This window comes from Myxococcus xanthus (genome assembly GCF_006402735.1).
In the GTDB taxonomy this organism is placed as follows: domain Bacteria; phylum Myxococcota; class Myxococcia; order Myxococcales; family Myxococcaceae; genus Myxococcus; species Myxococcus xanthus_A.
The window spans coordinates 1,746,840-1,762,073 of record NZ_CP017174.1 but is presented as its reverse complement, the minus strand read 5'-3'; the positions used below and the strand labels follow the sequence as shown (position 1 = coordinate 1,762,073).

The following is a 15,234-nucleotide window of genomic DNA, read 5'->3' as shown; positions in this document are numbered from 1 at the left end:
ACAGGCTATCTGACAACTGAATCGTCGTGATGAATGCATGCCGTCTGCTCTTTCCTGGGGCGGCACACAACACACCTCCGTAGCTCATTGGTAGAGCATCTGCCTCATATGCGGACGGCGAGGGTTCGAATCCCTCCGGAGGTATCTGAAGCAGCAGCACATACCGGAGTCGTCCAACCAGCAAGGATGGCGGACTCTGACTCCGCAGGTGCAGGTGCAAAGCCTGCCTCCGGTTCCACCTTTCCACCCCTCAGAGCGTTTGCGCGCTCCTTGGGGAGCAGTTCGTCATAGGCCGCGCTTTGGGAGCAGCTTGGACTCCAAATCCGCGCATGCAGGGTTCGATTCCCTGGCGGCCTGCTCTCGCAGCACATGGGTACGTAGCTCAAGGGGAGAGCACTCGGCTTGCACCCGAGGGATCCGGGTTCGAATCCCGGCGAATCCACTTCACCAACGCCGGAGTAGCCCAATTGGCAGAGGCACCAGGTCGAGAGCCTGGAGGGTGCGGGTTCGACTCCCGCTTCCGGCATAACCCACGAGGCATCGTGTCATGGAGACGCTGGTCCTGAGTCAGTCTTTCGAACCTGTCGCACGTGTTCCCTGGCAACGCGCGGTGATGCTCATCTTCCAGGGCAAGGTCGAGGTGGTCGAGGAGTACGAGGACCGCGTCGTGCGCTCGGTGACGGTGGAGATTCGCATGCCCTCCGTCATCCGCTTCATCCGAGGCCTGCGCCGGCGGCCCAAAGGCGTGAAGTTCAGCCGGGAGAACGTCTACCTGCGGGACCACTGCCGCTGCCAGTACTGCGGCATCAAGGTGACGCGCCCGGAGGCCACGTATGACCACGTCCTGCCGCGCGCACAGGGTGGCAAGACGAGCTGGGAGAACATCGTCATCGCGTGCGTGCCCTGCAATCAGAAGAAGGGCAACCGGACGCCGGAGCAGGCCCGCATGGCCCTGCGCACGGCGCCCATGAAGCCGAAGAAGGTGCCCGAGGCGATGCACCTGACGTTCCTGTTCGAGAAGGGCATGCCCATGTCCTGGGCGAAGTTCCTCAGGGACGTCGCCTACTGGCACGTGGAACTGCAGGAGTAAGGCCGTGGGGGAAAGGGGAGCCACCCGAGGTGGCTTCCGCCTCCTGAGTGTTCCGCCCCGGCGGTGGATGCACTCGGAGGTCCGGGAGTCCGCCAGAGGCGGCTCCCACCCCGACAGCCGCCCCGCGCGCCAGCAGGCGGGATGTCGCTGCTGGCGGTTTTTCTGGAAGCTGAACTGGCGATGGCGCCAGGCCCCGCTGCTAACGGGTGCGAGCCGCTCTTCGGCCCGAGGTTCGAGTCCTCCGGCTTCCGCTGCGCATGCCCCGCCGGTCCTCGGGCCACACGGGACTGTATGCAGCGTGACGTGATGCGACACCGGCACGCAGCATGGCAGTCCCCCCGAGCGTCCCTACGATCCCGCCACCGGGGCCCCCCGGCCAAACAAGGGGACGGACACATGATGCATGCGCGGATGGGACGGTGGGTGACGGCGGGCTGGGTCCTCCTGGGCGTCGCGGGAGGTATCGGCGTTGGCTGCGGATCGGATGGCTCCGCCCAGGAGGGGCCTCCTGGAGGAGAGCAGGCCCAGATTCCCGTGGGCGCCGAGGACCAGGAGCGCATCGACATCGGGCTTCGAATCTCGCCCGTGCCGTTGAAGCTGGAAGGCCTGGACCGGAACCTGGTGGGATTGGGGAGCTACATCCTCAATGCCCAGGCCGGCTGTAGCGACTGTCACACCCAGCCGGGCTATCTCCCCGGAGGCGACCCGTATCAGGGCGAACCCGAGCAGATCAACACCACGAACTTCCTCGCGGGAGGAAAGCCGTTCGGTCCAGGCCTCGTCTCCTCCAACATCACCCCGGATGTGCAGGGTCTCCCAGGCGGCATGACCTTCGAGGCGTTCCTGGCGCTGATGCGGACAGGCCGTGAACACGGAGCCATCATCCCGGTGATGCCCTGGCCCACCTACGCGAAGATGCGCGACCAGGACCTGAAGGCCGTCTACGAATATCTCCGGGCCATCCCCCCGGCCCAGCCAGGAATGGCCCCGCCGCCAGCCCCGTGAGCGGGGCCGTCACGGCCGCGTCTCCTTCGGGGCACGGATTTGACCGGGATTGCGCGCTCACCCCCGCGGTTCAAGGGGGTTAGAGTGCGCTCCCGGCGAGGGGGCGGCTGAAAAGACATGGCGACGAGGAAAAGCGAGGACCAGGAGCGGCTCATCGACCGCGACCTCACCGCGCTGGCACGGGAGAACAAGTTGCCGGCCGCGCACGGAGTGGACGCCGCGGTGACGGAAGTGCTGGGCCTGCTCACGCGGGGCGGCAAGCATCCCCTGCTGGCCGGTGAGCCCGGCGTGGGAAAGAGCGCCCTGGTGCAGGAGGTGGCCCGGCGCATCGCCGAAGGCCGTGTGGACGCCGAGCTGGCGAACGCACGGGTGGTGGAGGTGTCCGTCGCCAATATCCTGGCCCGCAGCACCCAGCGCCAGGCGGCGGAGAGCTTCGAGGAGCTGCTGGCCTACCTCTCCCGGCACCCCTGCCCCATCGTCTACATCCGGGACCTGCCCGCGGCCCTCGGCGGCCCGCTGGCGCCCGTCGCCGTGCGCGGGCTGCGCACCGGAGGCCTGCGCTTCATCTTCGAGACAGAGCCCAAGCGCGTGCAGGAGCTGCTTCGCTCCGACGAGGCGCTGGCCGAGCGGCTCCACCTGCTGCCCCTGCACGAGCCTCCAACGGAGAAGGCCCGCTGGGTGCTGGGCCGCGTGGCGGAGGAGCTGGAGCGCGAGCTGCGGCTGCCCATCGACCCGGCGGCGTGCGACCTGGCGCTGCGCCTGTCGTCCAAGTTCCTGCTCGCGCAGCGCATGCCGCGCAAGGCCATCGAGCTGCTGAAGGAGACGGCGGCGGAGGCGGCGAGCGCGGCCAAGGACCATGTGGGTCCCGAAGACGTACTCACCCGCTTCTGCGCGGCCACGCGACTGCCTCGCTTCGTCGTCGACGACGCGATGCCTTTGGACCTGGAGGAGACGGAGCGCTTCTTCGGCGAGCGGCTGCTGGGACAGACGGACGCGGTGGGCGCGGTGCTGCGCTCAGTGGCGCTGCTCAAGGCCGGCCTCAACGACCCGCGCCGCCCCCTGGGCGTGTTCCTCTTCGCGGGCCCCACGGGCGTGGGAAAGACGCAGCTGGCCAAGCTGCTGGCGGAGTACCTGTTCGGCTCGGCGGACAGGCTGGTGCGCCTCAACATGGCGGACTACCCCAACGACGGTGACGAGAGCGTCCCCTTCGGCGCCACCTGGGCCCCCGCACTGGAGACACGGCGGGGAGAGCTGAGCGCGCTGCTGGACGGCAAGGTGTTCACCGTGCTGCTGCTCGACGAGTTCGAGAAGGCGGCGCGCAGCGTCCACGACCGCTTCCTCCAACTCTTCGACGAGGGCACCTTCGTCAACGGGGCCGGCGAGACGGTGTCGTGCAACAACACGCTCATCGTCGCCACGTCCAACGTGGGCGCGGAGGTGTATCGCGAGTCCGGCATGGGCTTCACGGGCGCGCGCCGCGCGGAGGAGATGGTCCCCGAGGTCGACCGGCGCATCGGAGAGGCGTTCCGTCCGGAGTTCCTCAACCGCTTCGACGCCATCTGCCACTTCCGGCCCCTGTCCAAGGTGGACATCCGGAAGATTGCGCAGCGAGAGGTCGGCCGAGTGCTGGAGCGCGAAGGCATCCGCGCGCGCGCCCTGGACGTGGAGGTGACACCCGCCGTGGTGGACCTGCTCGTGGAGCGGGGCTACTCGCCTCAGTTCGGCGCGCGATACCTGCAGCGTGAAATCGAGAAGACGCTCACCGCGGCGCTGGCCGTGGAGATTGCGCGCAGGCCGCTGCCGCCGGGCACGCCCGTCCGCGTCGAGGCCCGTCTGGGCGGCCGCGTCACCGCCGTGGCGGAGCCCGCCGCGCCGCCGCCCTCCCCCACCGCGCAGCTGCTGCTGCCGTCCGCCGCTCGCGCGGCGCCGGTGAAGCGGCGGCTGGACCGCAAGTCACTCCTGTTCGAGATGGACCGCCTGGTGGGCAAGGCACGCGCCCTGGCGGACTCCGCCGGTCGGCCGCAGTTGGAGCAGCGCCGCGCGGAGCTGCTGGCGGAGACGCAGGCGCCCAACCTCTGGGACGACCCCACGCGTGCCGCCGAGGTCATCCGCGCCTTCCGCACCGTGGAGGCGCAACTCAACGAACTGGAGCGGCTGGAGGCCGCGGGCCTGTTCGCGCGGCGGCTGGTGCGGGAGGCGAAGAACGAGGTGCAGCTCGGCTCCGCGGCGCGGCAGGTGGAGGACGTGGCGCGCGAGGTCCAGATGGCGGAGGCCCTGCACGCCTCCGGAGCCACCACCCAGGACACCGAGGCACTGGTGGACATCTGCGCCAGTGACTCAGCGGAGGCCCAGGCGACCTGGGTGCAGGAGCTGGCCACCATGTACCTGGGCTGGGCCCAGCGGCGCGGCTACGAGGCGGTCGCGGTCGCCGAGGCGGAGGAGCCCTCGCGCGTCGTCGTGCGAATCGCCGGCCCGGGAGCCTATGGCTTCCTCGCGGGCGAAGCGGGCATGCACCGGCGGCTGGAGGACGAGAAGCGCCAGCGCGCCTACGTGCGCGTCCACCGCGGCGGCTCGCTCTCCGAGGAGGAGCTGGCCTACCTGGAGGTCCAGGGCCGGCCCATGAAGAGCCACGAGGGCGCCTACCTCCAGCGCGTCCGCACCGAGGTGACGGTGAAGGACGAGTCCTCCGGACGCGTGCTCACGCTCACTGGCGCCACGGAGATCGACGAGCTGAAGGACATCGCCGCGCGTGTCGTCTACGGCCAGGAAAGCAACACAGACGAGGCACGGCGTTACTACCTGGGGCGGGGCGCCCGCGTGGAGGACCCGCGCACTGGCGCCGGCACCCCGCGCGTGAAGGACGTCCTGCGCGGCGAGCTGGACGTCTTCATCGCCGCGTGGATTACACGGCCACCCACCGAGCCCCAGGCGCCCGGCAGCTGAGCTGGGCGCGAGGCGTCAGCGGGACATGTCCACGACTCGGAGCGTCGAAAGGCTCTCCGAGGCCGAGGCCATCGTCTGGCCGAGCTTGCGGGCGCTCTCGGGGAAGGGGCCCCGTGCCAGCTCCTGCCCCGACGGGCTCAGCACCTTGGCGACGACCTGGCCGAACCCCTTCTTCAGCCCCATGGCCTGGTGCGGCTCGCCCTTGGCGTCCGCCACCATGAAGAGCGACGACTCCAGCTCGGGAGGCGGCGCCTCGCCGTGCTGACGGAAGATGTTCCGCATGTGTTCGATGGACTCGCGGTGGCTCTTCTTGATTTCACCCCGCGCCATGCCCTTGAAGAGGCCGGGGACATCCCGCAGGTCCACGTGAATCAGGACGATGGGCCGCTCCTCGCGCAGGTCGTAGATGAACGAGTAGGCGTGCTGGCGCAGCTCGTCCCGAGAGCCCCGGTTGGCGTACAGCACCAGGGTGGGCCGCCCCTTGCCGACGGGAACCTCACGGCCGAATACGTCCTTCAGCTCGGCGGCCTGAGAGGGAATCGCTCCCAACAGGGCCAACAGACATGCGAGCGCGGCGACTTGCTTCATGCAGCGAGTTCCTTTTCCAAGGGCCTACGGTGGCTCGGACGAACACGGGGCACCGCTATTCGAATCCCTTCCCCGCACCTGCCAGGTCCACGCCGCTTGCCCAGGGGGCCCGGCCGGTTGCCTGGCGTCCGTTCCGTCTGGTATCGGATTCATCATGCCGCACGAGGCTGACTCGCCTCGGTGGGGGGAAATCCATGTCCAGACCGCACGGGGTGTTTCGAAGGTTCGTCTCGCTGCTCCTCCTGTCGCTGGCGCCGCCCGCGTTCGCCGCGGCGCCCTTCACCGAGGGAATGGTCACCATCACCCTGGACGACGGCTGGGCCACGCAGTTCTCGCTGGCCCGCCCCGAGCTCAACGCGCGGAACATCCCCGCCACCTACGGTCTCGTCACCCTGGCCATCCACGAAGGCTGGGGTGGCTACATGTCGCTGACGCAAGCCCAGACGCTCGTCTCCGAGGGCAATGACATCGCCAGCCACACGCTGACACACCCGGACCTGACGTCGCTGTCCCCGACGCAGCTCGTGGCCGAACTGCAGGACTCGCGCGCCTGGCTGGAGAGCGCGCTGGGCCTGCCCGCCGTCCCCAATCTCGTGGTGCCGTATGGCCTGCAGAACGGCCCGGTGCTCGACGTCATCCGCCAGCATTACGCCAGCGGCCGCACGGTGAACGCCGGCCGCAACTTCCGCGACACCGTCGTCTACGAGCTCCGCGCCAATGACGTGGCCCGCACCGTTCCGGTCAGCACCGTCCAGGGCTGGGTGGACCAGGCCATCGCGGAGAAGAGTTGGCTCATCCTCGTCTTCCACGAGTTCGTCAACGGCACGCCGACCCGTGACACCCAGTACGAGACGTCCCACTTCGCGGACATCCTCGACTACGTGCAGACGCGCGGCGTGCGCACCGTGACGCTGGCCGAAGGACTGGCACTGACGGAGGGGCGCACCGAACCCGACCTGACAGCGGGCCTGTTCGTCTACACCGACGCGCTGCAGAACGGCTTCGCCAACTGGAGTTGGGCGGACCACTCGCTCGACGAGACAGGGGTGGTCCATGCGGGCTCGGCCGCCATCCGCTTCGAGCCGGACACGTGGAATGGCCTGCTCTTCCACCACCACGGGCTGAACCTGGCGCAGTACCAGTCCATCCGCTTCTGGGTCCACGGCGGAACCGCGGGAGGACAAGCGGTGCGGCTGGTGCTCCACGATGGCACCCAGATGCTTGGCACCACGCGCCTGGACACCGCGCTGGGGGCGCCCATCGCCCCGGGGGTCTGGCAGCAGGTGACGATTTCCCTCTCCAGCATCGGGGCCACCACGGGCACGCTGCGGGACATCTACTTCCAGGACGACTCCGGCACGGACCAGCCGGTGATGTACCTGGATGACGTGGTGCTCCTGCCGCAGTGACGTCCTCAGTCCCGCGGCAGGCGCATCGTCACCGCGCCAGCGACGCGCCCGGCGACAGGTGGCCCAGCAAGTGGAGCTGGCCGTCCTCCGCCATCACCCGGTAGGCAACGGCACCCTCTGGCTGCGGGGCGGTCTGGAAGATGACCCGGGAGGGCAGCAGGAGCGGACGGCGGAACTCCGAGGACAGCGTGAGCGCGGGGGCCTCGGCGGCCTCGCCCATCTCCGCCACGCAGCGGCCCACGGTCCACATTCCATGGACGATGGCGCGGGGAAAGCCGAAGGGGCGCGCCGTGAAGCCATACAGATGGATGGGGTTGTAGTCGCCCGAGGCCCGGGCGTAACGGCGGCCCGCGTTCTCCGGAACGGACCAACTGGCCGGACGACTGTTGGCGAAGACTTGCGCCTCGTCGGTGGAGGGAGGACGCCCCGCCTCACGCGGCCGCTCCCCCATTCCAGGCAGGCGGCGGAGCATGGTGGTGACGGCGATCCACACCTGCGCGCCGTCCGACTCCACCACGGTGTGCAAATCCAGCTCGCGCCCCTGCCGTGCCTCACGCTGGCCTTCGACCCAGGCATGAACGGAGAGCATGGCCCCGGCGTGCAGGCGGTGATGCTGCTGGATGTGATTGCGCACGTGCACCATGCCCAGCAACCGATAGGGGAACGCCGGGTGGTTGAGCAGCGTGAGGTGCAGCGACGTCGCGAGCACCTGAGGGAAAGGCAGCGGCAGGTAGCCATCCTCGGGAAACCCACACACCTCCCGGTAGCGAGCCAGTTGCCTGGCGTCCGGGGTGAAGCCTTTCACCCGCACATCCAGGCGGGGCACCTCTCCGGGCCGCGAGGGCCGGCGTGCCACGGCGGCACGCAGCAGCTCCTTGGCGAGCAGCGGAGGCTGGGAGAGCTCGAGCGAGGGCGAAGTGTGGGACACGTTGGGACTCCAGGATGACGCAGCCGGACGTACCGCATCGCAGCACGCGCGGCCCCCGGCGTGAAGCAGAGAGTCCAAGAAAGGACCGTTTGGAATGTAAAGCCCCCCTTTCTCGGGAACACGGAGCGTGGGAGAACGTTGCCTCCGTGTCCTGCTTTGACGAAATCACCGCGCGTGCGCTCGCCGCTGGACAGCTTCATGCTTCGGAATCCAATCCATTGCGCAGACATGCGGAAGGTTGCCGCAAGTGCGCACAGTTGCTGGCGCGGGTGACGCCGCCTGGCGCGGCGGCGCAGCGCACCGCCGTCGCGCAGGAAATCTCGACGGACACGTCCACCCTGACGGCGGGTCGCGGTGATGACGACACGCTCCCCACCGAGCTCATCCGGGTGGGGAACCGGCCCACGGCCCGTGCGCCATCATCGTCGTCGCCATCGGGCGCCAAGCCTTCCGAACGGCCCGCCCGCCCCGCCATCCGCCAGACCGGGCACGCCCCCCACCTGGACGTGCCTCCCAAGGCGACGGTGCCGACCGCTGAGGCCCGCCCCCCGGAGCCGGTCGCCCCCCACCGTCCCGCCGCGCCGGTGTCGATTCCAGCCCCCGCGGGGCTCGCCGCGCCACCCGCCCCGCCTCCACCGGCAATCCTCTCGATTCCGCCACCCGCGCCGCCTCAGGACCTGAGCGCGCGCATCCTGCCCAACGCAGACGCCGCGCCCGGTCCCAGCGCGAGCCCCAAGAACTTCGCGGGCGCCCATGTGCTCCCGCATGGCGGCCGGCTGCTCTCCGCCCCGGACGCGGCGGAGGGACGCGGCTCTCGAGTCACCCTGTCCATGCCCCTGGCGCCCTCGCCGGCCAAGCCGCTTCTGGCGAGCCCCGGGGGTGGAAAGTCGGGCCGCCCCCCCGCGCGCAGGGATGTCGAGGACACCGAGCCCCGGGATTCGGCCCAAATTCGCGTGGGCCGCTACCACATCCTGGACACCCTGGGCGCGGGCGGCATGGGCGCTGTCTACAGCGCCTATGACCCGGAGCTGCACCGGCGCGTGGCCATCAAGCTGCTGCACCCGGACGCCAACCCGGCGGCGCGCTCGGACGGCGCGTCCCGGCTGCTTCGCGAAGCCCAGGCGATGGCGCGGCTGTCTCACCCGAACGTGGTCTCCGTCTACGACGCGGGCACGTTCGCGGGGCGCGTCTTCATCGCCATGGAGCGGGTGGACGGCCTGTCCCTGCGCCACTGGCTCCGCGCCGAACACCGCACCTGGCGAGAGGTGCTCGACATCTTCCGCCAAGCGGGCCGAGGGCTCGCCGCCGCACATGCCGCTGGGCTGGTCCACCGGGACTTCAAGCCCGCCAACGTGCTGGTCAGCAAGGACGGCCGGGCGCAGGTGACGGACTTCGGGCTGGCCCGCACCACCGCGGACCTCGACGCGGCCGAGGCGGGCCGGGGCACCACGCCCGTGCTGCCGCGCCTCGCCCCGGAAGACCTGCTCCAGACGGCGCTCACCGAGGCCGGGCTCGTCATGGGCACGCCCGCGTACATGCCGCCCGAACAGCACGAAGATGGGCGCATCGACGCGCGAGGGGACCAGTTCAGCTTCTGCGCGTCCCTCTACGAAGCCCTCTACGGACAGCTTCCCTTCAACGGCAAGCGCCCGGATGAGTACTTGGAGGAAGCCCGCGCCGGCCGCGTGCGCCCGCCTCCTCGGGGCAGCCGCGTCCCCACGTGGGTGCTGCGCGCCGTGACGCGGGGCCTGTCCCCGGCTCCCGAAGCGCGCTTCCCGTCCATGGGCGTGCTGTTGGATGCACTGGGCGCAGACCCGCTGGCGGCCTGGCGCCGCCGTGGCGCGGTGGCCGCCGCGTCCATGCTGCTCAACAGCGTGGTCGCCGTCACCTGGCTGCTGGTGGGCTCGCAGCGGGACGGCCCGTGTCCGGATGCCGAGGCCCGGCTCACCGGCGTCTGGGACACGGCACGCCGGGCGGAAATCCAGAAGGCCTTCGCCGCCACGGGCAAGGTCCACGCCTCCGCCGCTTTCGAACGCGTGGCGACGACCCTGGATGGCTTCGCGCACGATTGGACGCGCATGCACCGCGAGGCCTGCGAGGCCACCCGGGTGCAGGGCCACCAGTCGGACCACGAGCTCGCGCTGCGCATGGCGTGCCTGGACCGGCGCCACTCGGCCCTGGTGGCCTTGACGGGCGTGCTCGCACAGACGGATGCGGAGGCGCTGAACGCCGCACCGGACGCGGCCCAGCGCCTGCCTCCCATCGCCGCCTGCGCGGACGTGGACGCGCTCTGGCGGGGCCTGTCGGAGCCCGAGGGGCAGCGGCAGCAGGTGGAGACCCTGCGCGCCCGGGTGGACCGGGCCACGGCCCTGGTCGACGCCGGCCGCTACCCCCAGGCGCAGGAAGAAGCGAAGGCGGTGCTGGCCGAGGCGCGGCAGCTCGGCTACGGGCCGGTGCTGGCCGAGGCGCTGGAGCTGGAGGGCCGGCTCGAGCTCGTCGCGGGGGATGACGCTCGCGCCGCCGCGGCCCTGCGGGAATCCCTCTTCACCGCGCAGGCGCACCGCCATGACCACCTGGCGGCACGCGCGTCGGCGCGGTTGGTGACCGCCGTCTCCTCCGACCCCACCCTGGAGTCCTGGACGGTGGAGCAGGCTCGCTCGTCCATCCAGCGCGCGGGCGGCGCCTCTGAATCGGAGGCCTTGCTCCAGACGAGCCTGGGCCGCAACGCCTTCCTCCGAGGCCAGTACGCCCAGGCAGCGGAAGCCTTTGGCCGCTCCGCGACGCTGCGCGAGCAGGAGCTGGGTCCCGAGCACCTGCTCACGTTGGAGTCGCTCCGCAACCAGGCCGCGGCCCTGTCCCGCACGCCCGAGACGGAGCGCGCCATGGGCCTGCTGCACCGCGTGCTGGAGACGACGGAGCGCGTGCTCGGCCCGGACCATCCCCAAACGGCCATGGCGGCCAACGCCATGGGCTACCACCTGGTCATCGTCCGCCGCGTCGAGGAAGCCATCCCCTACCTCCAGCGCGCCATCCACCTGGAGGAGCAGTCACTGGGGCGCGACAGCGCCACGCTGAGCTATCCGCTCAACAACCTCGCCGAGGCCCTGGAAGCGCTTGGCCGCAACGCAGAGGCCCGCCCCCTGCGCGAGCGCGCGCTCGCGGTGGACCTGAAGGCCTACGGCCCCGAGCATCCGGAGACCGCCACCGACCTGGCCCTGCTCGGCGCGCTGGCCCTGCGCGAGGGAAAGCCACGCGACGCACTGGACTACGCCCGCCGGAGCATCGCGGCCTACGAGGCCTTCCAGAAGGACCACCTGGACACGGCCGCTCCGCTCACCACGCTGGGCCTGGCCCTGCACGCCCTGGGCAAGAGCCACGAGGCCCGCGCCATGCTGGAGCGCGCGTTGGCGCTTCGCACCGCCCATCCGGGCCCCGCCGAGGACCTCGCGAGCACCCGCTTCGCCCTGGCCCAAACGCTGGTGAAGCAGGACGGGCCCCGCGCCCGGGGGCTGGCCAACCAGGCCCTGCACTTCTACACAGCCGAGGAGCCCACCTACGCCGTGGAGGCCAGCTCCGTCCGCAACTGGCTCCAGGACCTCCGGCGCCGGAGGCGCTGAGCCACAGCCAAGGCCCACATCTGCCGAAACAGCGCCCCTGCACACACATTCTCAGGTGGGGACGCGATAACTCCAGGGAGCGGTCCAACATGGGCCCGCCGTGCCCGTCCGGAGCCAGTCATGCGCCTGCCGTCCCCTGCCCTTCGGCCTGTCAGTGCCACGCCCTCGCGCCATGGCACGTCCGCGCCAGGACGGGAAAGCCCTCGCACGCCGGCCCCACAGGGCCGTGAGGGGACGTACAAGCCTTCCTCGGACAGCGCCTTCCAGGTCGAGTCCGGGCGCGGCGTTCCCATCCGCATCTGATGAAGTCACCCCGAGGGCCGCAGACAGATGGGCGCGGCTCACGTCCCATTCGTTAGACTCCGCCCAATGCTTCACGTCATTCCCCTGGGCGGCCTGGGCGAAATCGGCCTCAACTCCATGGTCATCGCCTGCCGTGGGGAGATGCTGCTCATCGACGCCGGGCTGATGTTCCCCTCCTCGGGGATGCCCGGCGTGGACATCATCATTCCGGACTTCAGCCACCTGAAGCAGAACGCCGCGCAGCTCAAGGGCGTGCTGCTCACGCATGGCCATGAGGACCACCTGGGCGCCCTGCCCTACCTGCTCAATGAGGTGCCCGTCCCCGTCTACGGCACGCGCTTCACGCTGGCCATGGCGCGCCACCGGCTGGAGGAGCTGGGCATCGAGGCGGACCTGCGCGAAATCGAGCCGCGCGAGCCCTTCCTCGTGGGCACGGCCTTCCGCGTGGAGGCCAGCCGCGTCACGCACACCGTGCCGGACGCGGTGGGCTTCATCCTGCGCACGCCCGAAGGCACCCTCATCCACACCGGGGACTTCAAGCTGGACCCGGACCCCATCGACGGGCTGCGCACGGACCTGGAGCGCTGGGGCGAGGCCGGCGAGGAAGGCGTGCTGTGCCTCCTCTCCGACTCCACCAACTCCGAGGTGACGGAGGAGACGGGCAGCGAGCGCGTGGTGGAGCAGACCTTCGAGCGCCTCTTCCAGGGCGCCACCGGCCGCATCGTCGTCGCCCTCTTCTCCTCCAACCTCCACCGGGTGCGGCATCTGCTGGCGCTGGCGGAGCGGCTGGGGCGCAAGGTGGCCCTGCAGGGCCGCAGCATGCTGCGCAACGTGGAGATGGCGCGCGAGCTGGGCTACCTGGACGTACCCGACTCGCTCTTCGTCCACCTGGACACGGTGCCGGCGCTGCCCGCGCAGCGGGTGCTGGTGCTGACCACCGGAGCCCAGGGCGAGCCCCGGGCCGGGCTGTCCCAGCTCGCGTCGGGGGATGGCCCCGTGCGGCTGAATCCCGGCGACCTGGTGGTGCTCAGCTCGCGGCCCATCCCCGGCAACGAGCGCGCCGTGGGCGCGCTCATCGACGCGCTCCAGTGGCGCGGGGCGAAGGTGGCCTACGCCCAGGTGGAGCCGGGCATCCACGTCTCCGGCCACGCCAGCCAGCCCCAGCAGCGGCGCGTGCTGGACCTGGTGCGCCCGGCCCACTTCATCCCCGTCCACGGCGAGGGCCGCCACCTGCACAAGCACCTGCTCACCGCGCGCGAGGCCGGACTGGAGCCCGCCCAGTGCCTGCTGGCGCAGGACGGCGACGTCGTCACCTTCGAGGAAGGCCGGGGGCGCTTCACCGGCAGCGTCCCGTCCGGACGCATCCTCAAGGACCGGTTCGGCCCCGGCCTGGTGACGCCGGACACGCTCCAGGAGCGCGTCCGGCTGTCGGAGACGGGCATGGTGGCCGCGGTGGTGGTCCTCCAGCGGGGCTCCCAGAAGCTGGTGGCGGGGCCGCAGCTGTCCGGCCAGGGGCTGTCCGTGGACGAACAGGTCCTGCTCTCCCGGGTGGCCCAGGACGCGCGAGTGCTCTTCGAGGAACTGTCCCCCGTCCTGCGAGGCGATGACGCCCTGGTGAGAGAGGAACTCACCCGGGCCGTGCGCCGGGCCTTCAAGGCGCACACGTCCAAGCGCGCCCTGGTGGTGCCCTTGGTCGTCCGGGTGTAGGTATGGTAAGGGCCGCTGCCCATGCCATCCTTCGACGTCGTCTCGAAAATCGACCTCGCTGAGCTCGACAACGCGGTCAACCAGACCAAGAAGGAGATCAGCACGCGGTACGACTTCCAGGGCACCCATGCCGACGTGGTGCTGGCCCCGGACCATACCGCCATCACCGTGAAGGCCAACAGCGAAGACCGCGTCCAGGCCGCCAAGGAAGTCCTCCTGGTGAAGCTGGCCAAGCGGAACATCAGCCTGTTCGCGCTGGAGTACGGCGACATCGAGAAGACGGGCCTTCACAACGTGAAGCAGTCCATCAAGCTCCAGCAGGGCATCCCGGTGGAGAAGTCCAAGGAGCTGGTGAAGCTGCTGAAGGACTCAAAGATGAAGGTCCAGGGCTCCATCCAAGCCGACCAGCTTCGCGTCACGGGCAAGAACCGGGACGACCTCCAGGCGGCCATCGCCCTGTTCCGCAAGGAGCAGGACCGGCTGAAGCTGGACATGCAGTTCACCAACTTCCGCGATTGAAGAGGCCCATGCGCGCGACCGCCCTGTCCTTCTGCCTCCTGTTCTGCGCCCCGGGCGTGGCGTCCGCCCAGGCGGACCGTCCTTCCAAGCCGGTTCCCTCCCTCACCAAGCCCCCGCGCATCCAGGGCGGGCTCAAGGCCTTCGCGTCGCCGCTGGTGCTCAAGCCCGTCGCCGTGGAGGGCGCCACCGCCTCCTTCACCGCCAAGGTGGGCGCGCGCAAGGACACGCTGTACGTCGGCGTGGAAGCCACCGACGACCAGCTCCAGGCCGGGGACCTGCTCACCCTGTCCCTCTACTTCCCGGGCACCGGCCCCACCGCCACCGGCTACACGTGGCGCTTCGCCTTCGACGGCAAGCGCGCGTCCGGGGCGGAGAGCGGCACGCCGCAGTTCGCGCAGGACCTGGTGACGGCCGCCGTGCAGCGCCAGGGCAACACGCTGCTGCTGATGGCGTCGGTGCCGGTGCGCGCCTTCCCCCGCCTCCCCGCCGTGGACCCGATGGTGATGGACGTGTGCCTCACCTACGAGGACCGGGACAGCGCGGACGGCAAGGCCACGTCCATCTCCAACTGCCAGAGCGGCACCATGGTGGGTGACGCGCTGCGCCTGCCAGACGAGACTCGCAAGGGCCTCAAGCTGAAGCTGCCGGAGAACGTCACCTCGCTCGAGCCCCGGGAGGACGGGTGGCTCGGCTGGGACTACATGAGCTACCCGGCCTGGGCCCAGGCGGACGACGAGCTGACCCCTGCCTCGTTGCGCAGCCTGGTGGCGCCGGACGCCGTCGTTCCCTCGTCCGTCGACCTGAACGTGCCGGATACGCTCACCCTGGAGGACGGCGGACGCATCGTCACGGTGGTGACCGGGAAGAATCCGTATGCCGTCGCCGGTCAATGTGACGCCGATGACGAGCTGCGGTTGGGTCTCTACCTGGTGACCGGGAAGACAGCGCGGCGGGTGCTCGAGTGGCCGGCCGCTACCTGCGCGCTGGGGCGCACGTCGTCGGTGGAACTGGATGAAGAGGGCGTGCTGTCCATCCGTTACTCGAACGGCACGTCCATGAACTTCGCCTGGAGTGGGACCCACTTCTCGCGAACCGAACTCGGAAAGCGGTAGACGCAGTGGAAAC

At 70.2% G+C, this 15,234-nt stretch carries 10 protein-coding genes and 4 tRNA genes; 12 read left to right on the top strand and 2 right to left on the bottom strand.

Annotated elements, in window-relative coordinates; genetic code table 11:
• Positions 1-73: 73 nt before the first annotated feature.
• The 7 genes from BHS09_RS07495 (at position 74) to BHS09_RS07465 (ending at position 5,038) form a co-directional block, all read left to right on the top strand.
• A tRNA-Met gene (locus tag BHS09_RS07495) sits at positions 74-144 on the top strand.
• An 18-nt stretch (positions 145-162) separates the two neighbouring features.
• Positions 163-238, top strand: a tRNA-Gln gene (locus tag BHS09_RS07490).
• A gap of 133 nt (positions 239-371) precedes the next feature.
• A tRNA-Ala gene (locus BHS09_RS07485) sits at positions 372-442 on the top strand.
• A 10-nt stretch (positions 443-452) separates the two neighbouring features.
• Positions 453-526, top strand: a tRNA-Leu gene (locus BHS09_RS07480).
• A 21-nt stretch (positions 527-547) separates the two neighbouring features.
• Positions 548-1,090: an HNH endonuclease gene (locus BHS09_RS07475; RefSeq protein ID WP_090484395.1), complete on the top strand. Its 543-nt coding sequence runs from the start codon at positions 548-550 to the stop codon at positions 1,088-1,090.
• Between the two features lie 396 nt (positions 1,091-1,486).
• Positions 1,487-2,095 (top strand): cytochrome C, encoded by a 609-nt coding sequence (locus BHS09_RS07470; protein WP_140797523.1) that lies wholly within the window; start codon positions 1,487-1,489, stop codon positions 2,093-2,095.
• A 117-nt stretch (positions 2,096-2,212) separates the two neighbouring features.
• Entirely contained in the window at positions 2,213-5,038 is a 2,826-nt protein-coding gene (locus BHS09_RS07465) for an AAA family ATPase (protein ID WP_140788556.1), read from the top strand.
• Between the two features lie 15 nt (positions 5,039-5,053).
• Here BHS09_RS07465 and BHS09_RS07460 read toward each other — a convergent pair whose 3' ends face one another.
• The gene (locus tag BHS09_RS07460; protein ID WP_140788554.1) at positions 5,054-5,626 is read right to left on the bottom strand and encodes a hypothetical protein; all 573 of its coding nucleotides are present in this window, start codon (positions 5,624-5,626) and stop codon (positions 5,054-5,056) included.
• Between the two features lie 194 nt (positions 5,627-5,820).
• Between BHS09_RS07460 and BHS09_RS07455 the strand changes: the two genes are divergently transcribed.
• On the top strand, positions 5,821-7,035 hold the full coding sequence (locus tag BHS09_RS07455) for a polysaccharide deacetylase family protein (RefSeq protein ID WP_174260505.1): 1,215 nt from the start codon (positions 5,821-5,823) through the stop codon (positions 7,033-7,035).
• Between the two features lie 28 nt (positions 7,036-7,063).
• Here BHS09_RS07455 and BHS09_RS07450 read toward each other — a convergent pair whose 3' ends face one another.
• Entirely contained in the window at positions 7,064-7,963 is a 900-nt protein-coding gene (locus tag BHS09_RS07450) for a MaoC/PaaZ C-terminal domain-containing protein (protein WP_140797522.1), read from the bottom strand.
• Between the two features lie 146 nt (positions 7,964-8,109).
• Here BHS09_RS07450 and BHS09_RS07445 point away from each other — a divergent pair, with 146 nt between their 5' ends.
• The 4 genes from BHS09_RS07445 to BHS09_RS07430 all read left to right on the top strand — a co-directional run bounded on the left by BHS09_RS07445 (position 8,110) and on the right by BHS09_RS07430 (position 15,221).
• The gene (locus BHS09_RS07445) at positions 8,110-11,580 is read left to right on the top strand and encodes a serine/threonine-protein kinase (protein WP_237080221.1); all 3,471 of its coding nucleotides are present in this window, start codon (positions 8,110-8,112) and stop codon (positions 11,578-11,580) included.
• Between the two features lie 369 nt (positions 11,581-11,949).
• On the top strand, positions 11,950-13,590 hold the full coding sequence (locus tag BHS09_RS07440; protein WP_140797520.1) for a ribonuclease J: 1,641 nt from the start codon (positions 11,950-11,952) through the stop codon (positions 13,588-13,590).
• Between the two features lie 21 nt (positions 13,591-13,611).
• A complete protein-coding gene (locus tag BHS09_RS07435; protein ID WP_140788545.1) occupies positions 13,612-14,109 on the top strand; it encodes a YajQ family cyclic di-GMP-binding protein in 498 nt (165 codons plus the stop codon).
• Positions 14,110-14,117: 8 nt separating this feature from the next.
• A complete protein-coding gene (locus tag BHS09_RS07430; RefSeq protein ID WP_174259213.1) occupies positions 14,118-15,221 on the top strand; it encodes a hypothetical protein in 1,104 nt (367 codons plus the stop codon).
• The last annotated feature ends 13 nt before the right edge of the window (positions 15,222-15,234 follow it).

Excerpts from the sequence above, each read along its gene's own strand:
- BHS09_RS07455 (WP_174260505.1), top strand. The coding sequence starts at position 5,821 with ATGTCCAGACCGCACGGGGTGTTTCGAAGGTTCGTCTCGCTGCTCCTC.
- BHS09_RS07435 (WP_140788545.1), top strand. The coding sequence starts at position 13,612 with ATGCCATCCTTCGACGTCGTCTCGAAAATCGACCTCGCTGAGCTCGAC.
- BHS09_RS07460 (WP_140788554.1), bottom strand. The coding sequence starts at position 5,626 with ATGAAGCAAGTCGCCGCGCTCGCATGTCTGTTGGCCCTGTTGGGAGCG.
- BHS09_RS07465 (WP_140788556.1), top strand. The coding sequence starts at position 2,213 with ATGGCGACGAGGAAAAGCGAGGACCAGGAGCGGCTCATCGACCGCGAC.
- BHS09_RS07430 (WP_174259213.1), top strand. The coding sequence starts at position 14,118 with ATGCGCGCGACCGCCCTGTCCTTCTGCCTCCTGTTCTGCGCCCCGGGC.
- BHS09_RS07440 (WP_140797520.1), top strand. The coding sequence starts at position 11,950 with ATGCTTCACGTCATTCCCCTGGGCGGCCTGGGCGAAATCGGCCTCAAC.
- BHS09_RS07470 (WP_140797523.1), top strand. The coding sequence starts at position 1,487 with ATGATGCATGCGCGGATGGGACGGTGGGTGACGGCGGGCTGGGTCCTC.
- BHS09_RS07475 (WP_090484395.1), top strand. The coding sequence starts at position 548 with ATGGAGACGCTGGTCCTGAGTCAGTCTTTCGAACCTGTCGCACGTGTT.